This window comes from Pseudarthrobacter sulfonivorans (assembly GCF_014712225.1).
Classification (GTDB): Bacteria; Actinomycetota; Actinomycetes; order Actinomycetales; family Micrococcaceae; genus Arthrobacter; species Arthrobacter sulfonivorans.
This window is the reverse complement of sequence record NZ_JACXBW010000003.1, coordinates 365,311-389,328: the sequence shown is the minus strand read 5'-3', so window position 1 is coordinate 389,328 and position 24,018 is coordinate 365,311. Positions and strand designations below refer to the sequence as shown.

General features: G+C 65.1%; 20 protein-coding genes and 1 tRNA gene. 10 read left to right on the top strand and 11 right to left on the bottom strand.

The features are described 5' to 3' along the window. Positions 1–15: 15 nt before the first annotated feature. Positions 16–1,428: a glucose-1-phosphate adenylyltransferase gene (gene glgC, locus IAQ70_RS06180; protein ID WP_190988422.1), complete on the bottom strand. Its 1,413-nt coding sequence runs from the start codon at positions 1,426–1,428 to the stop codon at positions 16–18. A 102-nt stretch (positions 1,429–1,530) separates the two neighbouring features. Between glgC and glgA the strand changes: the two genes are divergently transcribed. Further along, positions 1,531–2,727: a glycogen synthase gene (gene glgA, locus IAQ70_RS06175; protein ID WP_317983595.1), complete on the top strand. Its 1,197-nt coding sequence runs from the start codon at positions 1,531–1,533 to the stop codon at positions 2,725–2,727. Between the two features lie 187 nt (positions 2,728–2,914). Here the strand turns inward: glgA and IAQ70_RS06170 are convergent, their stop codons facing one another. Next, on the bottom strand, positions 2,915–5,089 hold the full coding sequence (locus IAQ70_RS06170) for an acyl-CoA dehydrogenase family protein (RefSeq protein ID WP_190988420.1): 2,175 nt from the start codon (positions 5,087–5,089) through the stop codon (positions 2,915–2,917). 1 nt (position 5,090) lies between these two features. After that, positions 5,091–5,858, bottom strand: a complete 768-nt coding sequence (locus tag IAQ70_RS06165) for a TetR/AcrR family transcriptional regulator (protein WP_190988419.1) — start codon at positions 5,856–5,858, stop codon at positions 5,091–5,093. Here IAQ70_RS06165 and IAQ70_RS06160 point away from each other — a divergent pair. The 3 genes from IAQ70_RS06160 to IAQ70_RS06150 are packed head-to-tail and all read left to right on the top strand — an operon-like array spanning position 5,857 to position 9,482. Then, entirely contained in the window at positions 5,857–7,224 is a 1,368-nt protein-coding gene (locus tag IAQ70_RS06160) for an acetyl-CoA C-acetyltransferase (protein WP_190988418.1), read from the top strand. The genes IAQ70_RS06165 and IAQ70_RS06160 overlap by 2 nt on opposite strands. Before the next feature lie 9 nt (positions 7,225–7,233). Then, positions 7,234–8,574 carry a 3-oxoacyl-ACP reductase gene (locus tag IAQ70_RS06155; RefSeq protein WP_190988417.1) on the top strand — a complete coding sequence of 447 codons (1,341 nt, stop codon included), beginning with the start codon at positions 7,234–7,236 and terminating at the stop codon, positions 8,572–8,574. Next, positions 8,571–9,482 carry a MaoC family dehydratase gene (locus IAQ70_RS06150; protein WP_190988416.1) on the top strand — a complete coding sequence of 304 codons (912 nt, stop codon included), beginning with the start codon at positions 8,571–8,573 and terminating at the stop codon, positions 9,480–9,482. The genes IAQ70_RS06155 and IAQ70_RS06150 overlap by 4 nt, the downstream gene beginning before the upstream one ends. Here IAQ70_RS06150 and IAQ70_RS06145 read toward each other — a convergent pair. The 3 genes from IAQ70_RS06145 to IAQ70_RS06135 form a co-directional block, all read right to left on the bottom strand. After that, a complete protein-coding gene (locus tag IAQ70_RS06145; protein WP_190988415.1) occupies positions 9,479–10,543 on the bottom strand; it encodes an FUSC family protein in 1,065 nt (354 codons plus the stop codon). The two genes, IAQ70_RS06150 and IAQ70_RS06145, sit on opposite strands and share 4 nt — an antisense overlap. A gap of 117 nt (positions 10,544–10,660) precedes the next feature. Continuing rightward, positions 10,661–11,731, bottom strand: coding sequence for a glutathione S-transferase family protein (locus IAQ70_RS06140; protein WP_223859246.1), 1,071 nt, complete (start codon positions 11,729–11,731; stop codon positions 10,661–10,663). 64 nt (positions 11,732–11,795) lie between these two features. Continuing rightward, complete coding sequence (locus IAQ70_RS06135) at positions 11,796–12,533, bottom strand: M50 family metallopeptidase (protein WP_223858950.1); 738 nt, start codon at positions 12,531–12,533, stop codon at positions 11,796–11,798. A 118-nt stretch (positions 12,534–12,651) separates the two neighbouring features. Between IAQ70_RS06135 and IAQ70_RS06130 the strand changes: the two genes are divergently transcribed. Beyond that, positions 12,652–13,116 carry a GatB/YqeY domain-containing protein gene (locus IAQ70_RS06130; protein WP_190988412.1) on the top strand — a complete coding sequence of 155 codons (465 nt, stop codon included), beginning with the start codon at positions 12,652–12,654 and terminating at the stop codon, positions 13,114–13,116. A gap of 105 nt (positions 13,117–13,221) precedes the next feature. Here the strand turns inward: IAQ70_RS06130 and IAQ70_RS06125 are convergent, their stop codons facing one another. Further along, a complete protein-coding gene (locus IAQ70_RS06125; RefSeq protein ID WP_056339942.1) occupies positions 13,222–13,524 on the bottom strand; it encodes a DUF4193 domain-containing protein in 303 nt (100 codons plus the stop codon). A gap of 1,133 nt (positions 13,525–14,657) precedes the next feature. On the opposite strand from IAQ70_RS06125, the gene IAQ70_RS06120 reads away from it, so the two are divergent. Both IAQ70_RS06120 and IAQ70_RS06115 read left to right on the top strand, forming a co-directional pair. After that, entirely contained in the window at positions 14,658–16,097 is a 1,440-nt protein-coding gene (locus IAQ70_RS06120) for a hypothetical protein (RefSeq protein WP_190988411.1), read from the top strand. 296 nt (positions 16,098–16,393) lie between these two features. Continuing rightward, positions 16,394–17,524, top strand: a complete 1,131-nt coding sequence (locus IAQ70_RS06115; protein ID WP_190988410.1) for a hypothetical protein — start codon at positions 16,394–16,396, stop codon at positions 17,522–17,524. 210 nt (positions 17,525–17,734) lie between these two features. Here the strand turns inward: IAQ70_RS06115 and IAQ70_RS06110 are convergent, their stop codons facing one another. The 3 genes from IAQ70_RS06110 to IAQ70_RS06100 form a co-directional block, all read right to left on the bottom strand. Then, a complete protein-coding gene (locus IAQ70_RS06110) occupies positions 17,735–18,451 on the bottom strand; it encodes a hypothetical protein (RefSeq protein WP_190988409.1) in 717 nt (238 codons plus the stop codon). Between the two features lie 476 nt (positions 18,452–18,927). Then, a complete protein-coding gene (locus tag IAQ70_RS06105; protein ID WP_190988408.1) occupies positions 18,928–19,164 on the bottom strand; it encodes a hypothetical protein in 237 nt (78 codons plus the stop codon). Between the two features lie 3 nt (positions 19,165–19,167). Next, positions 19,168–19,749 carry a hypothetical protein gene (locus IAQ70_RS06100; protein WP_190988407.1) on the bottom strand — a complete coding sequence of 194 codons (582 nt, stop codon included), beginning with the start codon at positions 19,747–19,749 and terminating at the stop codon, positions 19,168–19,170. A 326-nt stretch (positions 19,750–20,075) separates the two neighbouring features. On the opposite strand from IAQ70_RS06100, the gene IAQ70_RS06095 reads away from it, so the two are divergent. Then, a complete protein-coding gene (locus tag IAQ70_RS06095) occupies positions 20,076–20,951 on the top strand; it encodes a hypothetical protein (RefSeq protein ID WP_190988406.1) in 876 nt (291 codons plus the stop codon). A gap of 321 nt (positions 20,952–21,272) precedes the next feature. On the opposite strand, the gene IAQ70_RS06090 is transcribed toward IAQ70_RS06095, so the two are convergent. Further along, positions 21,273–21,355, bottom strand: a tRNA-Leu gene (locus tag IAQ70_RS06090). Positions 21,356–21,526: 171 nt separating this feature from the next. Between IAQ70_RS06090 and IAQ70_RS06085 the strand changes: the two genes are divergently transcribed. Both IAQ70_RS06085 and IAQ70_RS06080 read left to right on the top strand, forming a co-directional pair. Continuing rightward, positions 21,527–22,831: a M20/M25/M40 family metallo-hydrolase gene (locus tag IAQ70_RS06085; protein WP_190988405.1), complete on the top strand. Its 1,305-nt coding sequence runs from the start codon at positions 21,527–21,529 to the stop codon at positions 22,829–22,831. A 10-nt stretch (positions 22,832–22,841) separates the two neighbouring features. After that, entirely contained in the window at positions 22,842–24,002 is a 1,161-nt protein-coding gene (locus IAQ70_RS06080) for an acyl-CoA dehydrogenase family protein (protein WP_190988404.1), read from the top strand. Positions 24,003–24,018 lie beyond the last annotated feature (16 nt).

Below are 24,018 nucleotides of genomic sequence, written 5' to 3'. Positions count from 1 at the left end.
GGCTCCTGACGGGCTTTACGACTTGGTTGAGTGGCCGTGCATTGAGACGCCGACGGCGGCCGCCTGTACTTCGGCGACCTTGTCCACCGAGTCCCGCAACTCGGACCATTTTTCCGTGGCGGCCCGGACTGCGTCCGGCACCAGGATGAGGTTGGCGGCCGACAGGGCGCGCTCGGCCTCGTCCGGTTCGGGGACCACCTGCCCTTTCGACAGCACGGTGATGCCGGAGTCGGTGACCTTGAAGCCGCGGGCCCGGTCGAGGTCGTGATCGAGGCCGATCGCGGCACCGGCCGGGACCTTGACGTTTTTGTCGAGGATGGCACGCTTGACGACGGCACCTTCACCGATATTGACCTTGTCCATCAGAACCGAGTCGAGCACGCGGCTGGACCTGCCGACAAAAACGTCATTGGAGAGCACCGAACCCTCCACGATGCCGCCGGAGATCACGCACCCGCTCGCAACAATGGAATCCAATGCCGAGCCGACTGTGTTGCCCTCGCCACGGACGAATTTGGCGGGCGGCGAGATGCTTTGCCGCGTGTAGATGGGCCATTCCGAGTTGTACAGATTGAAGATCGGCACCGGCGAGATGAGGTCTATGTGCGCGTCGTAGAAAGAGTCGATGGTGCCGACGTCGCGCCAGTACGTGCGGTCACGTTCGGTGGAGCCGGGGATGTCATTGAGCGTGAAGTCGTAGACACCGGCCTCACCCTGGCTGACGAAGTAGGGGATGATGTCACCGCCCATGTCGTGCTTGGTATCAAGTCGTTCGGCGTCCACGTGCAGGGCCGCCACCAGGGCGTCGGCGTCGAAGACGTAGTTGCCCATTGAAGCCAGGAACTGGCTGGGGTCGGCAGCAAGGCCGGGCGTGGTGGCGGGCTTCTCCACGAATGCCGCAATCTTCTGCGCATCGTTCTGGTCCACCTCGATCACACCGAACTGGTTGGCCATGTTCAGCGGCTGGCGCACGGCTGCCACGGTGGCTTTGGCCCCGCTGCGCACGTGCTGTTCCACCATCTGGGCGAAGTCCATACGGTAAACGTGGTCCGCGCCCACAACAACGACGATGTCGGGGTTGGCGTCGTGGATCAGGTTCAAGGACTGGTAAATGGCGTTTGCGCTGCCGAGGAACCAGCTCTTGCCCACGCGCTGCTGTGCGGGAACGGAGGCGACATAGTTGCCGAGCTGGGTGGACATCCGCCACGCCTCGGAAATATGCCGGTCAAGGCTGTGGGACTTATATTGCGTGAGGACCACGATTTGCAGATAGCGCGAATTCACCAGGTTGGAAATCGCAAAATCGATCAGGCGGTAACTGCCGGCAAAGGGCACAGCCGGCTTGGCCCGGTCCGCCGTCAGTGGCATGAGCCGGTTTCCCTCGCCGCCTGCAAGGACAATGGCCAGGACTTTTTTATTTAACGGCATAGTGGTCGCTCCTGTACGCCTTCGTAACTCCCCAAAACAGTCCGGCATGCCCGGACTACTTCACACTAGAACAGATAAGGCGGAAGGACTACCTTGGGTAACGTGCGAATAGACATTGTGACTAAAGAATTCCCGCCGGAGATCTACGGCGGTGCCGGAGTCCACGTGGCCGAGTTGAGCAGGGTGCTTAGTAAGCACGTTGACCTGCAGGTTCGTGCCTTCGGGGCGCCCCGCGACGCTGACTACCACGGTGCCGGGGTGACTTCCTATGCCGTGCCCGAGGATCTGGGTTCGGCCAATGCGGCTGTCCAGACGCTGGGTGTCGATCTGCGGATCGTGCCGGACATCGAGGGAGCCGATCTGGTTCACTCCCATACCTGGTACGCGAACATGGCGGGGCATCTGGCGTCACTGCTGCACGGCATCCCTCACGTGCTCAGCGCACACAGCCTGGAGCCGCTGCGGCCGTGGAAGGCCGAGCAGCTCGGCGGCGGCTACGCGCTGTCCTCTTGGGTGGAAAAAACGGCCTATGAGGCAGCCGCGGCCATCATCGCCGTCTCGGAGGGCATGCGCCAGGACATCCTGCGCAGCTACCCGGACGTTGACCCTGCCAAGGTCAAAGTGGTCCACAACGGCATCGACGTTGAGCTCTGGCAGCGCGATGAAGGCGAAGACGCGGTTCGTGCGCTCGGCATCGACCCGCAGAAGCCAAGCGTGGTCTTCGTTGGCCGGAACACGCGGCAGAAGGGCGTTCCGTACCTGCTGCGGGCTGCCGCCAAGCTGCCGGCCGACGTCCAGGTGGTCCTGTGCCTGGGCGCCGCGGACACTCCCGAACTCGCCGCCGAAACGGCCCGCCTCATCGAGGAGCTGCAGCAGCAGCGGACCGGCGTGATCCTCATCGAGCGGATGCTTCCGCGCCACGAACTCATCCAGGTCCTCAGCCACGCAACCGCCTTCGCGTGCCCTTCGATCTATGAGCCGCTCGGCATCGTGAACCTTGAAGCCATGGCCTGCGGCGCGGCCGTGGTGGCCAGCGCCACCGGGGGTATCCCGGAGGTGGTCCAGCACGGTGAGACCGGCCTCTTGGTTGACCTTGAGCAGGTAACCGATGGCACGGGAACGCCGCTGGATCCGGAGAAGTTCGTGACCGAGTTCGCCGCTGCCCTGACCGAGGTCGTGTCCGATCCTGAGCGGGCGCGCGCCATGGGACAGGCGGGCCGCCGCCGCGCCGAGGAGCACTTCTCCTGGGAGTCCATCACGGAAACCACCCTCGAGGTCTACCGCTCGGTGCTTTCCTGACACGAGGTCCGTTACCAAAACTGAATGACGTACGACGGCGGCGCTCCCCACAGATGGAAAGCGCCGCCGTCGTACGCACTTAACTTCAGCCCGGGATCCAACGCGGGGTCACTTACCGCCCCTCGCGACGGAGATACCGGGGTTTAGTGACCTCGCGTTGCCCTATGGGTCGGGCGGGGGAGGACGGTTACCTCTGCCCGGTTCGTGCTGAGGTGGCGGCGCGTGCCAGCAGCACCTTCTCGTCAACGGGCGCGGTGCCGCTGGCCCGCTGCGCCCTGTAGTATGCCCGGGCTTCGTCCTGCCGCGTCTTTTCGGCGCCGGTGGCAATCGCGGCGCGGACGTGCTCATCCCCGTAGCCGAACGCGTCCACCAGATCCAGGGCGTGTGGCCGGATCTTGACCAGGAGCCGGTTGATGTAGTCTCCCACCGTGCGGGCGCGCTGCATGGAGAGCCGGCCATTCATCAGGTACCAGGAGAGGTTCTTTTCGATCAGTGACAGGCCGAACAGGTCACGGAGCCAGGTCAGCACTACCTTGGTGCCGGGGTCGCTGACGTCGCGTAAAGCGTCCGTGAAGGCCTCCCACTGCAGGAGTTCCGCGTGCGCCCGGGCGGCGTCGATCAGCTCATTCTGGTGCTGGTTGAACAGGGCCGCACCCTTTTCGAGCGGAAGCGTGCCGGCGCCCTTGAGGGCTGCTCCGACGTCGGCCACCATGGTCTGGACGCGGTCTGTCAGGAGGGCACGCTGGCCCTCTTCGTCCCGGAGCGCGATGGCGGCCTTCTGCACTGACCCCGTGTCGGCGACGAACTGTGCTACCTGCCGCAGCCCGGTGCGGTGGATCGCCACGCCGGTTGCCTGGGTTACCACGTAGCGTGCCAGCACGCCGAAGTCGACGTTCCTGAACTCCTTGGCGTAGTCGGCCAGGAGCCGCTTGGCCACGAGCTGGAGCAGCACCGTGTTGTCGCCTTCGAACGTGACGTAGACATCCATGTCCGCATGCAGCGAGGCGAAACGGTTTTCGATCAGGAAGCCCGCGCCGCCGCAGGCCTCACGGCACTCCTGCAAGGTATCCAGGGCATGCCAGGTGCTGAGCGGCTTCAGCGCGGCCGCCAGCGTCTCCAGATCCTGCCGGTCCGCGTCGGTGTCATGGGTGCCGGAGAAGACGTCGTCGAACTTTTGCAACAGCTGCTCGTGGGCAAAGCCCGCGGCGTACGTGGTAGCCAGCCGCGTGAAAAGCCGGCGCTGGTGCCGCTGGTAGTCCAGTAGGACTTCCTCGTCCGTGTGGGAAGACGCGTTGAACTGGCGGCGTTCGGTGCCGTAGCGGATGGCGGCTGATAGCGCGATCTTCGACACCGCGACGGCCGCGCCGTCCAGCGAGACGCGGCCCTGGACCAGGGTTCCGAGCATGGTGAAGAAGCGGCGGCCGGGACTGGCTATGGGAGACGTGTAGGTGCCGTCCGCCGTGACGTCGCCGTACCGGTTCAGGAGGTTGGTCCGTGGGACGCGGACGTTGTCGAAGTGCAGCCGGCCGTTGTCAATCCCGTTGAGGCCGCCCTTGACGCCGTCGTCCTCCCCGCCGATGCCGGGCAGGAACTCCTTGGTGCCGGGATCCCGGAGGTCAACGTAGAAGGCGTGAACGCCGTGGTTCACGCCTTGAGTCACGAGCTGCGCGAAAACCACGGCACCCAGACCGTCAATTGCTGCGTTGCCGATGTAGTCCTTCCATGCGGCCCGGAACGGCGTATGGATGACAAATTCGTCGGTTGCCTCGTCGAAAGTCGCTGTCGTGGCGATGCTGGCAACGTCCGAGCCGTGGCCGGTCTCCGTCATGGCAAAGCAGCCCGGGATTTCCAGGCTCATGATGCCCGGCAGCCACTTGGCATGGTGGTCCGCTGTGCCCAGGTGCATCACGGCCGAGCCGAAGAGGCCCCACTGGACGCCGGCCTTGATCTGCAGGGACGGGTCTGCGGTAACCAGTTCCTCGAACCCGGCAACGTTGCCGCCATGGTCATCGGCACCGTTCAGCGCCGCGGGGAAGGCCCGGTGCACGGCGTTGTGGTCCACCAGGTACTTCAGCTGCCCGAAGACCCTGGCGCGGTGTTCAGTGTGCGTGAGGCCCTCGGTCTTATGCAGTGCCGGGTCACCCGCCAGCGCACGGGAGTGGCGGCGGGCGTCTGCCCATTTGCCCAGGAGCTGCTCGCCGAGCTCCGCAACGTCGACGGCGGGCTGCGAGGCTGACTGAGCATTGGCGCGAGGGCCCGCTGACGAACCCTTGGTGACGCCCGCGGTCGTCGCCGCCGTTCTTACGGCTTTGTTGTTTGCGGCCGTGCCGCCGCCGCCGCGGCGGTCCACTACTTCGGTCATGTCAATGTCCTTCGTTGGTTCTGACAGGTAATTCCAGGAGTTCCGGGGCGATCCCCACGCACAGCCAGGCGGTAATCTGCCGGGCCATGGCTGCCTGGTCCGGTTTTGCCGCGGAGTCGGGAGTGCTGAGCCACTGTTCCCCGGCGCTCCGGACCAGGCCGATGGCGGCGGTGGGCCAGTAGCCGATCACCGCTGCCCGGCCGTCGCCCAGGTGCGCCCGCATCGGGGCGGCAATCATTTCCGCGATGGAGTCGAAAAAGTGGCCCAAGGCCCCCGAAATCGCCGCCGATCCATGCTGGTTATCGGCGTCCACCGGTGCGTAGCGGGTGACGAAGCTGTACACATTGGGGCTGGTTTCCGCCATCTGGAGGTATGCCGAGATCATGGCCAGCAGGCCTTCCCTTGGCGTCTGGGCAGCCTGCGCTGCCTCGCGGATCTTGCGCTGCATCTGGCTGAGGACCACCTCACCGACCGCATGCTGCAGGCCGGCTTTGTCACCGAAGTAGCGGTAGAAGACCGACTTCGATGTGCCCGCGGCTGCGGCGATCTCCTCCATGGAGGCGTCGCTGCCCAACGCGTGGACTGCCCGGCGGGCGGCCTTGATGAGCTCCCGGCGACGTTCCTCCCGGTGGGTCTGCCACCGGGACGAGCGGCCGTCGGCGTTAAGGCCGGCAGCCGGCGTCGGTTCGTTGGGGAGGTTGTTCACGATACTCAGCGTATCAGGTACGCTGAGTATCGGTAACCGACGCAGATCAGAGGAGACACCCATGTCCGTCAACGGACAGTCCGCCACCGGACCCCAGGAATCCACCAGCCCCGCGGCAACCGGCGCAACGCCTTCCGTCCGGCGGGCGGTGATCGTGGGCGGTAACAGGATCCCCTTTGCCCGTTCCGGCGGGGCCTACACGAAGTCCTCCAATCAGGACATGCTGACTGCTGCGCTGGACGGCCTGATTGCCAGGTTCGGGCTCCAGGACGAGCGGATTGGTGAGGTTGCCGCTGGCGCAGTCCTGAAACACTCCCGGGATTTCAACCTCACCCGTGAGGCGGTCCTGGGCTCGGCGTTGTCGGCGGAGACCCCTGCGTACGATCTCCAGCAGGCGTGCGCCACGGGCCTGGAAACAGTGTTGGGCCTGGCCAACAAGATCAAGCTGGGCCAGATCGATTCCGCAATCGCAGGCGGTGTTGACTCAGCCTCCGATGCTCCCATCGCGGTTAGCGAAGGTTTGCGCGGGGTGCTGCTGGACCTCAGCCGGGCCAAGACCCTTCCGCAACGGCTGCAGGTACTCAGCCGGCTGCGGCCCAAGGACCTCGCCCCTGACGCGCCGAGCACCGGAGAGCCACGCACCGGCCTGTCCATGGGTGAACACCAGGCCCTCACAACCGCGCAGTGGAACATTTCGCGTGAGTCCCAGGACGAACTTGCCTTCAACAGCCACCGGAACCTGGCTGCCGCTTATGATGCCGGGTTCTTCGATGACCTCCTGACCCCCTACCGGGGGCTCGCGAAGGACTCCAACCTGAGGGCAGACACCACGCTGGAGAAGCTGGCAACCCTCAAGCCGGTCTTCGGGAAGGGCCTCGGCGCCGAGGCCACCATGACCGCCGGAAACTCCACTCCGCTGACGGACGGGGCATCCACGGTCCTGCTGGCATCAGAAGAGTGGGCCCAGGCACATGACCTGCCCATGCTCGCAACGGTGGTCGATGGGGAAGCCGCAGCGGTGGACTTCGTCCACGGCAAGGACGGCCTGCTGATGGCGCCGGCGTTCGCGGTCCCGCGGCTGCTGGCCCGGAACGGATTGACCCTGGATGACTTCGACTTTTTTGAGATCCACGAGGCCTTCGCCGGGACCGTCCTGAGCACCCTGGCAGCGTGGGAGGACGAGGACTTCGGCCGCACCCGGCTGGGGCTCGATGGCGCCTTCGGCAGCATCGACCGCGCCAAACTGAACGTCAACGGCTCCTCCCTTGCGGCGGGTCACCCGTTTGCTGCTACCGGCGGGCGCATCGTCGCTTCCCTCGCCAAGATGCTGCAGGCCCAAGGCCACGTGAACGGCAGGCCCGCACGCGGGCTCATCTCCATCTGCGCCGCCGGCGGCCAGGGCGTCGTCGCAATTCTCGAAGCAGCGTAGGAGCACCGGATGACAGACACATACACCCGCCTGGTCAGCCAGGGCCTGGGCAAGGACCTCGCCAAACGGCTGGGCCTTCCCGTGCCTGCGGTATTGCGCCGATACACCCCGGGCCAGCCTTTGGTTACCGGCCCCGTCCTGGTGCAGGGGAGTACACCCGGCGCCGACGAACTGGCCGCCACCCTGCTGTCCTGGAACCTGGACGTACGCCGGCACGCCGTGCCCCGCGAAAAGCTCGGGGCCATCATCCTTGTCCTGGACGGCCTGGCCACGCCGGAAGACCTTGAACGGCCGGTGCTGTCCGCTGCGGCCTCGCTCCGCGACCTCGGCCCGGGCGCGCGGTTCATCACCGTTTCCCGGCCGGCCGCAGAAGCCGGCGATCCAGCCGAGGCGGCGGCGCGGCAGGGTGTGGACGGCTTCGTGCGGTCCCTGGCCAAAGAGCTCCGGGCGGGCGCAACGGCAAACGGCATAGTTTTGGCCGACGATGTACAGACCACGAGCCCGAGCGCCCTGGGGGCGCTGCGGTTTTTCCTGTCCGGGCGCTCGGCGTTCGTCGACGGCCAGTTCCTGACCGTCAGCAGTGCCAACGGCACGCTGCCGGCCGATTCTGACCGGCCGCTCGCCGGCAAGGTGGCGGTGGTGACGGGGGCGGCCCGCGGCATCGGGGCGGCCATTGCGCGGACGCTTCACCGGGACGGGGCCACACTTGTGCTCGTGGACATCCCGGCGGCCGGCGACCATCTGGCCGCGGTCGCCAACGAAGTCCACGGCACGGCCCTGCAGTTGGACATCAGCCGTGCGGACGCGGGCCAGCGCATCCTTGAGCACACCCTGCAGCGGCACGGGCACTTGGATATCCTGGTTCACAATGCAGGCATCACCAGGGACAAGCTCCTGGCCAACATGGACCACGCGCGTTGGAACGCCGTGCTCGACATCAACATCGCCGCGCAGCTCAGGATCAACGACGCCCTGCTGGCTTCGGACCACTTCCGCGGCGCACCGCGCATCGTTTCGGTCGCCTCCACCAGTGGCATTGCCGGCAACCGCGGCCAGACCAACTACGCCGCCTCCAAGGGTGGCGTCATGGGAATGGTCCGGGCCACGGCGCCCTTGCTTGCTGCACGGGGAGGAACCATCAATGCTGTAGCCCCGGGCTTTATCGAAACTGAAATGACGGCGCGGATTCCCTTTGCCGTCAGGGAGGTGGGCCGGCGTCTCAATGCCCTGCAGCAAGGCGGCCTGCCATCGGATGTGGCGGAGGCAATCGCCTTCCTTGCCAGCGACGCCGCCGGTGGCATCAACGGGGACATCCTGCGTGTCTGCGGACAGAACCTGGTGGGAGCATGAGTCCCGCGCAACCGGTCATCCTGGGGGAGATGCCCTCGCTCTCCAAGCTTTACGTCAATGCCGCCGCGCAGGCGGCGCGCCGCCGCGTGCTGGGGACCCACGGCGGCTCAACCCTGCCGGACGCTGGCCACGAGGTGCGCGGCGTCAGGGCCGACGTCGGAAATCTCACCGCCTACCAGCACCTCATCGGCCTGTCGGCGCGGGACACCTTGCCCGCGGGCTACCTCCACGCGCTCGCTTTCCCGCTCGCCATGAGCGTGATGAACCGGGACGATTTTCCCTTGCCACTGCTGGGCATGATCCATCTGAGCAACTACGTCGAGCAGCGCGCGCCGGTGATCTTCACCGATCTCCTCGACATCGAGGCCAGGGTGGAGAACCTCCGCGGACACCGCGCCGGAACTCAGCTGGATGTGATCGCCGAGATCAGGGGCGCGGGTAAGCCGGACATCCGCTGGACCGGGCGCTCCACATACCTTGCCAAAGGTGTCTTCCTGCCGGGCATCGACGTGCCCTCACCCCATAACGGCCGGCCCGACTTCACGCCCCCGGACCCGACGGCGGTGTGGCACCTCGGGGTCGACACGGGACGCGCGTACGCCGCCATTTCGGGTGACTTCAATCCGATCCACCTGAGCGTCCTGTCGGCCAGGGCGCTGGGCATGCGGCGCTCCATCGCCCATGGCATGTATCTTGCCTCCAGGGCTCTGGCAGACGTCGGGCCGATGAAGGGCGAAACATTCGGCTGGGCCGTGACTTTCGACGCGCCCGTTTTCCTGCCAGGCCGGGTTGCGCTGGAGATCACCACAGGGCAGGCACCGGACGGAACCTGGCAACGGTCCGACTATGCGGCATGGAATCCCCGCTCCGGCCGCAAGCACTTCAGCGGTTCCGTGGCGCCACTTTAGGGGGCCGGCCGCACTGCCCGGAGAATCCGGTGGAGGCTCAGGAGGATGGACTCGGACGCCGTCACGGCACCCTCGCTGCCGCCCCCGTCGGACCCGGCCATGCAAGCCTCCACCGCCGACTTCGCGGCAGCGAAGAGCCGCCGTTGCTCCGACTCATCATCCGTGTGGAACGAGGCCAGCAGCTGCCCGGTGCTGTCCAACGCGGCGGCCAGCGGTTCGCTGTCCTCGAACGGGACCTCGTACGGGACGTCTTCCGCCCAGATGACGTCTGACAGGACTTCGGTCATGTCCTGGATGTGGAAAGTCACCCGCTCAAGGTCCCGCAAGTTGCGGTAATCGAGGTCCAGGTCCCGCGGGTGGAACCGCCGCCGCGGGTTGGCCCGGCGGCTTTCGTCAGCTTCCCTGACAAGATGGCGGACGGTGCGTGCCGCTTCCGCCAGCTCGTCGGAGCGGCGGGACCAGTCCTCATGCTCGGGCGGCCACTTTTCCGTCAGGGCCGCCGCCATATCCGTGAGCTGTTTGCCCAGTGCCAGCCGCAGTTGACCCAGGCTGTTGGCGGCCGCAGCAAAGTGCAGTGGCGGAAAAACAAGGAAATTAACGGCGATGCCAACAGCGACTCCGGCGCCCATCTGGATCAGGTAACCAAACGAAAAGGCGTCCCGGTTGCTTCCACCCACCAACAGAACCAGCAGCGCCGCCGTCGGGATCCAATCACTTCCGGAGCCAATCCGCGGGAGGCCGCCAAGCAGGACTCCTACGCCCATAAAAACTGCCACGGTCACCGGCGACGGATCACCGATGCTGACCAAGACAAAGGCCAGCCCGATGCCGATGGCGAGCCCGAGCAGCGTTTGAAGACCCTGACGGACTGATCCGGCAACGTTGTGGTACATCGCCACCAGTGCACCCAGGGGGGCGTAGTACGGATACTCCGCGGCGGACCCGGGCATCAGGGGAGCGATGGCGAACGCCACACCTGCTGCCAGTGCTGACTTTGCCGCCAGCTTCAGACGCTGGAGGGTGAAGGCGGCGGAGAGACCGGCGATGGCGTTTCGCAGCATCCGGGTCCCCCTCGATGGCGGCTGGTCCGGACCTGCGTGTGTATCTACCATTCCGCCCACGTTAGGTGCCACTGTGCGCCAGGACAAGGCAGCCGCCGCTACCGGCCCTCCGGACCGTCAGAGACTTCTTTCCGGGTGTGCGGCGCCGTGGCCAGGGGCGACCTCCTCGCCGGCCCGCACAGGTCCCGGGGGAGTGCCGTTGCCGAAGGGCCGGCCGCCCAGTGATTCCCTGCCGTGGGGCTCCAGCCAGCCGGACAGGTCCGGGCCCTGCGGCACTATGCCTGTCGGGTTGATGTCCTCATGGACGATGTAATAGTGCTGCTTGATCTGGACAAAGTCGATCGTGTCGCCGAAGCCGGGAGTCTGGAAAAGGTCCCGCGCATAGCCCCAAAGGGCCGGGAGCTCGGCGAGTTTCTGCCGGTTGCACTTAAAATGGCCGTGGTAGACCGCGTCGAACCTGGCAAGGGTGGTGAACAGCCGGACGTCGGCCTCGGTGATGGTGTCACCCACGAGGTACCGCTGGCCCGTGAGGCGTTCCTCGAGCCAGTCCATGGCCGTCCAGAGCCGGGCATACGCTGAGTTGTACGAGTCCTGGGAGCCCGCGAAGCCGCAACGGTAAACCCCGTTGTTGACTTCGGTGAAGACGCGCTTGTTGACGCTGTCAATCTCCTGCCGGAGATGTTCCGGATAGAGGTCCGGCGCGCCGGGGCGGTGGAACTGCGTCCACTCGGTGGCAAAGTCCAGCGTGATTTGGGGGAAGTTGTTGGTCACGACTTCACCGCTGGCTACCTCCACGATGGCCGGCACGGTGATGCCGCGGGGGTAATCCGGGAACCGCCGGAAGTAGGCGCTCTGGAGCCGCTCGATTCCCAGGACGGGGTCCGCGCCGTCCGGATCCAGGTCAAAGGTCCATGACCGTACATCGTGGGTCGGGCCGGGCTGGCCAAGGGAGATGGCTTCCTCAAGGCCCAGCAGCCTGCGCACGATCACCGTCCGGTTCGCCCACGGGCATGCCCGTGCAGCGATGAGCCTGTAACGGCCGGCTTCCACCGGCCAGCCAGGTTCGCCGTTGTCGCCCCGGCGGCCGTCCCGGGTGATCCGGTCCTCGATGTAGTTGGTGTCCCGGTTGAACTCGGCACCACCGGTCACGTAGGCGCCTTTGGTGCTGTGCTCTGAGTTCCGATCCATGCTGTCTGCAGTGGGTGTGGCGGCAGGCTGACTGCTCTCTGGTTCCTGGCTCATGCGGACAAGCCTAGGCTCCCGCGGCCAGAATCGAAGATATGGGTTGCCACGCCACCAGCCAGCAACCGGCAACAACCGCAAGAAAAAGCGCGATCCAAATACCGGACGGGACTGAGGTTGCGCGGTACAGAATATAGGCGTCCGAACTGGCCAGCCGGTCCCGGCGCCGAAGGTGGACGTTAGTGAGTTTGGCGAGGTCGCGGACCGCTGCGACCAGGAGGGCCACACCCAGTCCGATGGCGACGTGCCCGGTGAAAGCGCTCGGGACGAAGATAACGAGCGCCGCGCCGCCCGCGATCGCGGCGCCGGTGATGATGATGCCGGCGAAGTTCCGGATGAACACCAGCGACGCCACGAGGATCAGTGTTCCGGTGGCCAGGGCTGCAGGGCCCCAACCTCCGAAACCAGAGGTCACCAGGGCAGCACCGGTCAAGGCAGGAACGGGATATCCCCAGAATCCGGACCACACGGCCGCCAGCCGTCCACGGCTGTAACTGGTGGTTGTGCCTGAGTGGTCCAGCTGGAGCCGGATTCCGCCCAGTCGTTGACCGCTCATGACGGCGGCGAAGGCGTGCCCCAGTTCGTGGGTGGCGGTGGCGAGCAGCCCGAAGTACTTCCAGGTTGCCCGCGGGATGGACAGGGCGGTTGCCAGGGCAAAGACCACAACCAATTCGATCAGTGTGACCTCGGGGACGGCAGTCCGGCTAAGGACCTCCGTGACGCGTTGCCACAGTTCCTCGGAACTCAAATGCATTGCCTGCCGGACTGGAGGTAGTAATTGTCAGCCATAGGCCTCTACCGTACTAGAGGGATGGTTCATCGCTGTCCTGCTGCCCTTGGGGGCGCTGAACGAATCGAGGAACACTGTGACCAGCCTGAAAGACCGTCTGCATGCTGACGTCGTGACGCACATGAAAGAGCGGAACAAGACCGCCCTGACCACCGTACGCAACGTTCTGGGCGAGATCGAAACACGGGAAAAGTCAGGAAAAACGCCGATTGAGCTGGACGACGCGCAGGTGACCTCGCTGCTGCAAAAGGAGGCGGCCAAGCGTCGTGACACGGCAAAGATCTACACCGACGCCGGCGAAGCGGAGCGGGCTGCTGCCGAGATCGCGGAGGCGGAAGTCATCGAGACCTACTTGCCCCGTGCGCTGACGGCCGCCGAAGTTGAGGCGATCATCGACGAGACCATTGCCGGGCTGCGGTCCGAAGGTGTGGAACCCGGCCTGCGTCAACTGGGGGCCGTCATGAAGCCGGTGACGGCCAAGATCGCCGGCCGCTTCGACGGCAAAGCCGTCAGCGAGATGGTCCGCAGCCGTTTGGGCTGATTCCCGTTCCAGGGGACAGGAAAGGCACGCCGACTGTATGCGGGCGTGCCTTGGTCCTGCCGGCCGGGAACCGGCCCGAACGGGTGATGCTGCGAAGCTCTGGAATCAGCCTTCGCAGTCCGTGCAGTAGCTGTGGCCGTCTTTCTGCCGTGCGATCTGCGAGCGGTGCCGCACAAGGAAGCAGGAGTAGCAGGTGAATTCGTCCTCGGCCTGGGGGATAACCTGCACGACCAGTTCCTCGGCAACGAATTCGCCACCCGGGACACCGGCGCCGTCCAGTCCGTCTGCCTCATCGAGCTCGAGCACCACGCTGCGGGCGTCCGGTGCGTTGGCGGACTGCAGTGCCTCGAGTGAGTTGTCCTGCGACTCCTTGACGTCGGAGCGAAGTTCATCGTAATCGGTTGCCACTTAGGTGTATCTCTTTTCTTTGGTTCGTCTGTCGCGTATGCAACGTACAGCATCCGCCTACTATTCCCCAATAGGCTGGCGGAAAAATTTGTCTGTGGCGCCGTAGGCGGCGATAGACAAACTCCGGGATCCAAGGGCCCCCAAGGGTTTGCACCATAGGGCACGGAAGGGACTCGAAGCCCGCCTCTGCGTGTGTCTGGGCCAAGAGTGTCTCAAATTCGGGGTTTCTTTACCGGATGTTCCACTGGAGAACCATAAGAGTACGCCAAATCAACGACGCCACCCACCCGAAGGGCCCCAATCCGGACAAATTGCCGGAGGCGTTGGTCACCCGGCCGTTCGCATCGCTCAACCTGGCCTGTCCCGCTACCGTCCCGGCTGAGGGTTTCCGAGACGGACGCCGGCAGACTCGCAAGGGTCCGGTCATCTGGCCACCGGACCACGTTCGGTCTCACCGGGGACGCAATGGGCAACCCCGGCAGGGGCATCGCTGGACCCCCGCCAGGATGCCGGCCGGGGCGACGACAGATCCGCTGAGGAGGAGCAGATTCTTCCTGCGCCCTCCGGCCACGGGCCACCGCAGAGGTGCCAGTGCATCCATCGACGATCCCGACGAATGCTCTGATCGTCCCCATCGATTCGGCCGTCGTCGCGGTCATAAAGAAGCGCGGTCATAAAGAAGAAGGACAGAGCACCTGGTGTGGCGGCACCCGCCGCCGGCGCGGAGATCGTGCCACCCGGCACCATGGGATTCGTGTCGCCGCGAGTCTCGACCGGCGCCTGCCCGGCTGCAGCTGCTCCTTGACCCCGAACCGCAGCGTTGATTCGACACGGTCCGGGACCGGATCAGGGCCTACGCCGGCGCCCGCCGGCTGGACTTTGACGCAAGTGAAAGCATCTGTGATCGCGGGTCCTCGCTGCGTGTCCCGCCGTCGTTCAGGGCGGCCCTTGAGTATGGCGGCTTGACGGAGTGATAGTCCAAACGCTGTACTTTCACTTGGGGGCGGCAGGATTCTGCCGGAGCCGGGGCCTGTCTGACCGGTGACATTGATCAACCACGCCGTACATATGCGCGGCATGGCGGTCGATGCACCCGTCACGATGTATCCCGTTTGCACAGAATCTGAGGCTCTATGACCATCCGATCCATCCCGGCCGCTAAGGCGGCCGTCGCAGCAGGAACCTTCCTGCTCGCATCTGTCCTGTTGACTGGCTGCGGCGGAGAAAAGCACACGTTCAGCGGCGTGGAAGTCTCCCAGCTGGACAAGTCCATCGAGTCACTGGACAGCGCCTGGGCGCAACACCGGGCCAACGGCATCGCAGCTACCGTCGTGGATGACTCCCGCTGCTTCGTCCAGAAGGGCGCCGAGGGTGTCCTCGGCGACACCGCCCTCTGCGGCCCCGTTCACTACCTGGGCCAGGATCAAACCACCTGGGATGCGGTCAAGCTCTCCGGGTCCCCGGAAGGCGCCGACAAAATTATCCTCGGCTCCGGAACCAGCTTCGGCACGGGCCAGCCGGGCGCCAATACCTCCCTGTACCGCGCCGACGGCAAGAAAGCCTCGGACAAAACCGACCTGCCCGAACCGGACACGAAGGCCGCAACCGCCGAACAGGCCATTTGGGACTCATCCTCCACAAGCGGCAGCGGCTCCGGAACACAGGTAGTGACCCCTGACGGGGCCATCAAGGTCAGCAGCGTCAAGATCAGCGACCGCACCGGTGGAGCCTCGGACCGTTTGAAGGCCGGTGACGGCAACAGGTTCGGGAAGGCCACCGTGGACTTCACCAGCATCAAGGCCTCCACGGGCACCACCTTCTACGGGAACTCCGAACCTGCACAGCCGAAGACCACCCTGGCCTTCACCTCCGGCGGGAAAAACTATCCGATCGGCGTCCTGCGCTCCGGTACCGTGACCATGGCGGTGCCCGGCGACGGTAAAGACCTCGCCCTAGCCATCACCTACGAAGGATTGACGCAGACTGTATCCCTCGCTGACGGCAATCTCACCACCACTGCCACTGCGTACTACGACGGTGTGACCGGCACGGCGAAGGGTGCCAAACCCGCTGACCTCGAAATAGGCGATCACACCAAGGACGGCGTGTACACCCAATTCTCTTCGGATGCTTTGACGGCGACCCGGACACCGTACGACGAAAAGAACGGGTGGGCCGCCGAAGGCAAGGCGTGGCTGGTCGTGTCCGGCACTGCACGCGCGGGGAGCACAAAGTTCCTCGGCAAGAGCGTGAATTTTCCCAGCGAGAACTCCAGGGCAAACAGCTACTACGACACCGCGCTGAACGTCAATGCGGCGTCCGTCTCCAACGTCAGCGGTGAAAAGTTCACTGTCGAAGCCAAGAGCATGGATAACGACAAGATCCTCTCCTCGAACGGTCGGGCGACATTCAATCTGGTCTTCGAAGTGCCGGCTGCCGCAACCGATTTCACCGTCGACTACAAGGTGCACTCGGCAGGCACCCTTCAACGCAACATGGACAAGGGCGCGCCGGCAACGACAAGCCTGGACTACCCGATCACGGCCATCCAGCTGACGTTCGCCAAGAAATAACCCAGCGGCAGCGAAGCGCCTTGGCAGCCACCCGCTGCCAAGGCGCTTCTTTGTGCCCGGGAGCGGTGCCGTGATTCCGCACACATGGTCCGCATGCCGCCCGAAGGGACTCCTCTCTGGCGCCATACTTGGACACGGCCAGTAGCTGGGACTGCAAGGGAAGTACACCGTGGTGGCTAGAGGTCGTCGTTCCTGAAAGCCTCCGACGCGCGAGCGGTACGACACGCCTACGCATATTTCGGGACAGATGACACATAAACTGACCCGGTCCGGCCGCAAACTTCCTTGGGGGAATCTTGAAACGCTCTGCCGCCCTGCTCCTGCTCGTCCCACTGCTGCTGGCCGGCTGCGCCCAGTCCCCTGGAAGCGGAGGTGACGGGCCGCTGGACACAAAGCCCTTCTATTCGACGCTGGATGCCCCCGGCATGGACCAGATCAAGGAAACGAAGATAGCAGTTCTGGACATGCGCTCCGGAAAGCTCACCCGGGGCGCCGCCGGTCTGGACAGTACCGCTAAGAGCGCCAGCATCGACGCCCCCGATGGCATCGAACTCAAAATCGTCGGACCGAAGGGGGTAGTGGAAGCCAGGACCAAGTCCCTTCACTTCAGCGTCTCCGACGGCGGCGTGGACGTCACCGAGATCAACTACACCATCACAGCTGATTCCAACGACGCCTATTATGCGATGCTCAACGACGGCATCAAGAAGTACGGGATCCCGGGCTACGCCACGTCCCGGTGGATCGAGGCCATCACCAAGGTCGCGGACTTCTCCGAGAGAAACGACCTGGGTACGGGGCGCGCGCCCGGGGTCGAGGTCCAGTACGAGGCGGCGTACAACGCCTCGGATGGCACGCGGGCTGTCCATGTCAGCGTGACCCCTGAGCCCACGTATGCCCCCGCCGCGCTGGCGCCGCTCGGCACGATGGAATGGGAGAAGGACCCGATGAGCCAGTACGTCGAGTCCATTACCACCCCGGAAGAGAAGGTTGCGCGGCTTCGGGCCTACACAGCTCTCCCGGAAATCCTGAACGCCGCGTCGCCGGTGCACGAGACCCCAACGTCGGTCTACGAGGAACTGTTCGAGAAGAACATCATCACCGCCAGCTACCGCGAGCTGAACAAGGACCAGACCGACTGGGGGACCGGTCAATACCCGGCCCGCAACGCCGGCTACACCTACCAGGTCACGGCCATGTACTGCCCCATGCACCAACAGACCTCAGTGTCTCTGGAGCAGGGCTACCTCAGTTGCACCTTCACCGGCCAGTACATGCGCGACGGCCAGCCGGTCAGCAAATCGGAGGCCGAGCGCGTGACCTCGGTAAAGACGGCAGATGACGACGAGATCCAGTACGCCAAAGTCAACATGAAATTGGACAGCGGCATCTGGAAGGTCGACCGAGTCCAGGTCCAAGTCCGCTAGAAGACCTCAACGGCCATTCCCCCGCATGGTGGGGGCCGGCCCGGCAACGAGCCGCGTACGGACCGCCCGCTGCCGTATGCGCCATGGGCGCCCCTTTCGCGCAGCAGTACGTCAGCCCCAGTACGCTCCCTTCGTACCTGGACACTTTTCGGCACGCGGCAGATACCGCCCTGCGCGATCGTCGCTCGGGGGCTTCGACGCCGGGCTTTGTCAGCTCTGAATCGCTGCAGCGGCCTTTGATGCCGCCTGGATGCCTTCCCAACCTCGCCGGCCTGCTGCCACAACGCGGGGTTCGAGATCACCTTTGTTCTGCAGGATGGACACCAGAGTCGCGTTGACGATGTCCTCGCGGAGCTCGCTCAGCCATGGACCGCGGATGTCCGGCATCACCGGGACGCGCGCCCGGACGGTCAGGAAATGTCCGCCGGCAAAGGCCCCCGCGAGGCAAAGCGCACCGACCACGAGGAGCTTCACGATGTTGTCCCGATCGGTAACGACGATATAGGCCGGGAGGGCAATCAAGACGGCCATCAGCCCCAGTCGCATCACGAGGATCTCCAAGGCGCTGCCGGAGGCCTTCCGACGGGCCACCACGCCCTCCAACTGCTTGTCCCGGACGGCCTGGGCCCTGAACCGCCACTGCCTCTGGGAGCCCAGGTGCAGCTTGACGAGGGCACGGGCCGCGGCCAGCTCCTCCGGGTGGTCCTTGCGGAGCGAGGCAACGGCCGGGTCAGGTGCGTCCGCCCAGGCACTGCCCAGCCGGCGGTTGATGGCCGCGGCCATGTCATCCAGGCTCAGACGGGCCGCACCTTCGGCTGCGTCCTCGACACGGACGGTGGCGGCCGGAGCTGCATGTCCGGCAGATGACGCCTCGTTACGATGCCCGTAGCGTGGCGAGCCGTCCGCGAGATGGTATTCGTTTTTCATGTTCCCCCCAAAATGGCGGCCAGTGGTGCTTCGTCGTTGATGCATTCTTGGCCGGGCGACGTTGTTGGCGCCCAAAAACAATTGTGCATTATGGCGGCCCGCGGGATGCGAGCCGTCAGATTCGTTACGTCCGTGGATCCGCGTAGTTACTGCGCAGATCCTTGGGCACCGAGGCGACGTAACGGACGTGGTTCCACCTGCGCGACAGGGCCGCGCTGGCGGCGATGTCAACGCCCGTGTGCTGAAGCGCTGTCAGCAGGGCTGAGTTGACGACGTCGTCCCGCAGGTCCTGGCGTTCTGACGGTCAGCCAAGGGAATCCGCGGTAATCCGTGCCGTGTTCACAGCGATCTAAACTTTCCGGTCCTCTGGGCCGACGGATGCCGGGCGACGGGCGGGCGCGATGGAGTCCGGCTCTGGATGAGGGCGTCGCAAACTGCAGCGGATACGAGCCAACAGCACCGGGATGCCTGCCTGCTTAGGAGACGCGGGTGCGGGGCTTGCCGGCAGCCAGTTCCTTGACCCAGTCGGGTGTTACCAGCCCGAGCTGGCTGTCCGTGACGAGGCGAAGGCGGGCGGCCGCAATCTGAACCCCGCGGTCATAGGAGGCGGCGCGATGTCTCTTCGGTTCTGGAGCGTCGGCGCGGTGCGCCGCCTGGCCCTCGGCCGTGGAGGCGGAGTTGTGCCCGGCGTCGGATTCCTGGGCAGTCATCATCCACTACTCCTTTTCGTCGGTCGTTGATCCATTGTCGCCCGGTTTCGGCTCACCGTCCACACCGCCCCGGGGTTCAAGGCTTTCGAAGAGCCTCCCGCCGGGCCTGGCCGCAGGCACCGTTCCAGGGGTGGTGTAGGTGGCCAGCGGGTTCTCAAGAGTGTCGACGGGACCTTCATCAGCGACATCATCTTCGGCGACCTGGAGCGGGTCCTCCCAGGCGATAGTGGTGATGCGGACTTCGTCCGGGCCTGGCGGGTTCGCGGCCAGCACGGTCATGATTCCCAGCCCAAGCTTGGCGCGGCCCGGGTCGTCTGACAGTGAGCTGTCCAGCGCCCATTGGGCCCGCCTCCACCATTCGGCCCGGTTGTCGGCGGCCGTCTTCTGCTCGAGGGCTCTCCGATCGGCCTCCCGCTTCTGTTCCAGCGCCGTGTTGTCTGCCTTGGTGCGCTGCCTCAGGATCCGCCAGTTGATCAGCGCAGCCAGCACGGCGGCCAGAAGTACGGCTGCCGGGCTGAAAAGCGCAACGTTCTGCCACCAGTCCAGAGCCAAGGGGCTCAGCGGCGAGGGTACGGGGGAGGGCGGCATGGATCCAGCCTAAGCCGCGGCCAAGACCCGTGCCGGCGAATCTGCAGGAGCGGCGTGTTCGCGATGGAGACTAACGATGTCGGCGGCGATCCTCCGCAGCTCGGGCGCTGCAGCGAAATCGAACACGACAGGCCGGCCGCCGACGTTGAGAGTATTTGCGGCGTGCGGAGATCCATGGACGGGCTCCTCGCACGGGCGTGGATGGAGCAGGAACACGGCCGGGAGCGCCACCCCCGCAATGTTCGGTCAATTACTGCCGTCGATGGACAAAACGCCGATACGATAACCCTCAGCGCCCAATGGGGGCGGCATCATTGGGGGAAACCATGACAGTTCAAACCGGCCGTATTTTCGGCAGAGTCACCAGCTACGTGGGAGGCGGCGCCCTTATCGTCGCGGGGGTTATTGCCGGGCTCGTTCCGTACAGCGAGGGCGGCTACTCCGGCCTTTGCCCGTCGGCACTTCAAAGCCTCACCGGGGGCACCACCACCGGCCAGTCCTTCGTGAACCTGCTCTCCGGCGGCCGTTGCACCACCTACGCCAACACCATGACCATCATCATGGCTGTCCTCATGATCCTCGGCATTGCCGCACTGATCACAGGTATTCTGCTGCGCAAGCGCCAGGATATCGCGGCCGGGGGCGGGTACCAGGCGTATGGAAACCCCGCCGAGCAAGGTAATACCGCCGCCCCTGCCCAGCCGGCCTACGCGCCGATGACGGGACAGCCCGCGGACACCTCACCCTACGCGGGCTCCGGCCGTCCAGCTGCGGTATCAGGCGACCCCACCCGGCGCGCGGCCGGAGCCGGCCAGGGCAGCGGGTCCTTCGACACCAAGCTCCTGATGGTGGGGGTGGCAGCAGTCGCCGGCGTCGTGCTGGTCTCCTTCCTAGTCGACCTGCTCGCGTTCCTGCCCGGCATCGTCGAGTTGCTGCTCTGGACCGCCGTCGGCCTGACCGCCATCTGGCAGCTCAAGCGCCGGGCCGCGGGCACCGACGAGGGGAAGCTGGCCGCAGCCGAAGCGTGGAACCCGGCCGTCGTGGCCCGCAGCCTTGTCGCCGCGGTCCGCTCCCGGCTCGAGGATCACCGCGCGCAGCGCCGGCAGGCAGAACGCGCCCCGGCGAACACCGCGGCACCCACTTTCGCTGCCGAATCCGAGTTCCGCGGCGACGACGGTATGGTCCGGCCCGACGGTCACTGACCGTTCACAAAGTGTTCGAAATGAGGGCCCCCCCGTCACTGACAGCAGGGCCCTCTTCGTGGCCTGGAAGGACCCTGGCCGAGGAAGAATCCCACATGGCGCGCACGGTATCCCGGCGCTCCGCGAGCGTGCGCTTTGAGGACCGTGAGCAGAAATTTGGCGCTGTCCGCTGAGTCCGCCTTCTGCCACATGCGCACTATGTGCGGTGGATCGGCCCACAGGTGTCGCTTTTCAGCATCCGCGTGGGTGAAAACGGAGCTCGCGTGGGTGGAGACAGAAAAAACCCCTGGAATCGTTGGATTCCAGGGGTTTTCCCGTTTGTGCGCGGAGGGGGACTTGAACCCCCACCCCCTTTCGAGGACTAGCACCTCAAGCTAGCGCGTCTGCCATTCCGCCACCCGCGCAGGTGGTAATCCGGAGTTCGTTCCGCCTTTCAGCGTTTCGCTTTTCTCCGAAGCAGCGAGAAAGACTCTAACACGACTTTTCCGGAAACATCCAATCGGGGCTGATGGGTAGGCTGAAGGCACACAAAAACCCAGGTCCTTTGCAGCCTTCCCATCGCCCAAGGAGTTTCCATGTCTGACACCCGCGCCGAGGATGAAGTTGTCCGGATCTGCCAGGAACTCATTCGGATAGACACCTCGAACTACGGTGACGGTTCCGGACCGGGGGAGCGCGCGGCCGCCGAGTACACCGCCGGGCTTATCGAAGAAGTGGGCCTGGCGGCCGAGATCTTCGAATCTGCGCCCGGTCGAGCAAGTGTTGTCACCAGGATGACAGGCGAGGATCCCTCAGCCAGTGCGCTGGTGGTGCACGGGCACCTTGACGTCGTTCCCGCATTGCGCGATCAGTGGTCCGTGGATCCCTTCGGTGCGGAGCTGAAGGATGGACTCATCTGGGGCCGCGGTGCTGTGGACATGAAGGACATGGATGCCATGATCCTGTCCGTGATGCGGGATCTTGCCAGGTCGGGACGGAAGCCCAAGCGCGACATTGTCTTCGCCTTTTTCGCCGACGAGGAGGCCGGCGGTGAATACGGCGCCCGCTACGCCGTGGACAAGCGTCCTGAGCTGTTCGAGGGCGCAACAGAAGCCATCTCCGAAGTGGGCGGGTTCTCGGCAACCATCGGCGGGCAGCGCACCTACCTCCTGCAAACGGCCGAGAAAGGTATCTCCTGGCTCCGCCTCGTGGCCCACGGCCGGGCAGGGCACGGCTCGCAGATCAATACGGACAATGCCGTGACCCGGCTGGCAGCTGCGGTGACCCGAATCGGTGAGTACAAGTGGCCGATTGAACTCACGCCCACCACCCGGCAGTTCCTGGACGGCGTGACAGAACTCACCGGCGTCGAATTCGATCCGGAGAATCCGGACCGGCTGCTGGACCAGCTCGGCACGGTGGCGCGCTTTGTCGGTGCCACCCTCCAGAACACCACCAATCCCACACTGTTGAAGGGCGGCTACAAGCACAATGTCATCCCCGAGTCGGCGGAAGCCTTGGTGGACTGCCGGACGTTGCCCGGCCAGGAGGAACAGGTCCTGGAAATCGTGCGGGAACTCGCGGGGTCCGGCGTCGATGTCAGCTACGTGCACAACGACGTCTCGCTGGAAGTGCCGTTCGCCGGGAACCTGGTGGACTCCATGATCGATGCGCTCCACTCCGAGGACCCGGGTGCCAAGGTCCTGCCCTACACGCTTTCCGGCGGCACCGACAACAAATCCCTCAGCCGGCTGGGCATCACCGGCTACGGCTTCGCGCCCCTCATGTTGCCCGACGATCTTGACTTCACGGGAATGTTCCACGGCGTGGATGAGCGGGTCCCGGTGGACTCCCTGAAATTCGGTGCCCGGGTCCTCAACACCCTCCTCACCAACTACTAGGGCACGGGAGATGACGCCCGAGGAAGTCCTCCCGGACCAGGTGCTGGAAGCCATCCGCGGCCGCGCCGCGGGCTACGACCGGGACAATGCCTTCTTCGTCGAGGACCTTGAGCAACTGACCGCCGCCGGTTACCTGAAGCTTTTTGTTCCAGCGTCCGACGGCGGCCTCGGGCTTGGGCTCGAATCGGCCGCGCAGTGCCAGCGCAGGCTGGCAACGGCGGCACCGGCCACCGCCCTGGCCATCAACATGCATCTGGTCTGGACCGGCGTCGCGCAGGTCCTGGCTGCCAGGGGAGACCGATCGCTGGACTTCGTCCTCCAGGAAGCCGCCCGGGGCGAGATCTTCGCCTTCGGCAATTCCGAGGCCGGAAACGACTCCGTGCTCTTTGATTCGAAAACGGCCGCTACCCCGCTGCCTGGCGGAGCGTACAGCTTCACCGGGACGAAGATTTTCACCAGCCTGTCACCGGCGTGGACCCGGCTGGGCATCTTCGGCAAAGACACCGGCGGCAGGGGAGGGGAGGGTGAGCTCGTACACGGTTTTATCGACCGGGATTCTGCCGGCTACACCATCCTGGAGGACTGGGACACGCTGGGCATGCGGGCAAGCCAGTCGAACACCACGGTCCTTGACGGCGCTGAGGTCCGCCCGGACCGGATCTTCCGCAAACTGCCGGTGGGCCCCAACGCCGATCCGCTGATCTTCGCCATTTTTGCCTGTTTTGAGTCACTGCTCGCTGCTGTCTACACAGGCATGGGCGAGAGGGCCCTGACACTCGGCATTGAGGCGGTGAAACGCCGCACGTCCTTCAAGAACGACGGCAGAAGCTACGCACAGGATCCGGACATCCGCTGGAAGGTCGCCGAAGCAGCCATGGCCATGGACGCCCTCTACCCCCAGTTACTGGCTGTAACCCGCGACGTCGACAACCTCGCCGAACACGGGTCCCAGTGGTTCCCCAAACTTGTTGGCCTGAAGGTGAATGCGACGGAGACCGCACGCCGTGTTGTGGACCTTGCCATCAGGGTCAGCGGAGGCTCCAGCTACTTCCGCGGTTCCGAACTCGAGCGCCTGTACCGGGACGTCCTTGCCGGCATCTTCCACCCGTCGGATGACGAATCTGCGCACAACACGGTGGCGAATGCCTGGCTGGGGCCGCTGGACCCCTAGACGGTGCGCTGGCCTC

What these genes read in the sequence shown, in the direction of transcription:
- IAQ70_RS06095 (WP_190988406.1), top strand. Translation starts at nt 20,076, where the DNA reads ATGACAGTTCAAACCGGCCGTATTTTCGGCAGAGTCACCAGCTACGTG.
- IAQ70_RS06170 (WP_190988420.1), bottom strand. Translation starts at nt 5,089, where the DNA reads ATGACCGAAGTAGTGGACCGCCGCGGCGGCGGCGGCACGGCCGCAAAC.
- IAQ70_RS06150 (WP_190988416.1), top strand. Translation starts at nt 8,571, where the DNA reads ATGAGTCCCGCGCAACCGGTCATCCTGGGGGAGATGCCCTCGCTCTCC.
- IAQ70_RS06165 (WP_190988419.1), bottom strand. Translation starts at nt 5,858, where the DNA reads ATGGGTGTCTCCTCTGATCTGCGTCGGTTACCGATACTCAGCGTACCT.
- IAQ70_RS06085 (WP_190988405.1), top strand. Translation starts at nt 21,527, where the DNA reads ATGTCTGACACCCGCGCCGAGGATGAAGTTGTCCGGATCTGCCAGGAA.
- IAQ70_RS06105 (WP_190988408.1), bottom strand. Translation starts at nt 19,164, where the DNA reads ATGATGACTGCCCAGGAATCCGACGCCGGGCACAACTCCGCCTCCACG.
- glgC (WP_190988422.1), bottom strand. Translation starts at nt 1,428, where the DNA reads ATGCCGTTAAATAAAAAAGTCCTGGCCATTGTCCTTGCAGGCGGCGAG.
- IAQ70_RS06155 (WP_190988417.1), top strand. Translation starts at nt 7,234, where the DNA reads ATGACAGACACATACACCCGCCTGGTCAGCCAGGGCCTGGGCAAGGAC.
- IAQ70_RS06160 (WP_190988418.1), top strand. Translation starts at nt 5,857, where the DNA reads ATGTCCGTCAACGGACAGTCCGCCACCGGACCCCAGGAATCCACCAGC.
- IAQ70_RS06110 (WP_190988409.1), bottom strand. Translation starts at nt 18,451, where the DNA reads ATGAAAAACGAATACCATCTCGCGGACGGCTCGCCACGCTACGGGCAT.
- IAQ70_RS06100 (WP_190988407.1), bottom strand. Translation starts at nt 19,749, where the DNA reads ATGCCGCCCTCCCCCGTACCCTCGCCGCTGAGCCCCTTGGCTCTGGAC.
- IAQ70_RS06145 (WP_190988415.1), bottom strand. Translation starts at nt 10,543, where the DNA reads ATGCTGCGAAACGCCATCGCCGGTCTCTCCGCCGCCTTCACCCTCCAG.
- IAQ70_RS06080 (WP_190988404.1), top strand. Translation starts at nt 22,842, where the DNA reads ATGACGCCCGAGGAAGTCCTCCCGGACCAGGTGCTGGAAGCCATCCGC.
- IAQ70_RS06140 (WP_223859246.1), bottom strand. Translation starts at nt 11,731, where the DNA reads ATGGATCGGAACTCAGAGCACAGCACCAAAGGCGCCTACGTGACCGGT.
- IAQ70_RS06120 (WP_190988411.1), top strand. Translation starts at nt 14,658, where the DNA reads ATGACCATCCGATCCATCCCGGCCGCTAAGGCGGCCGTCGCAGCAGGA.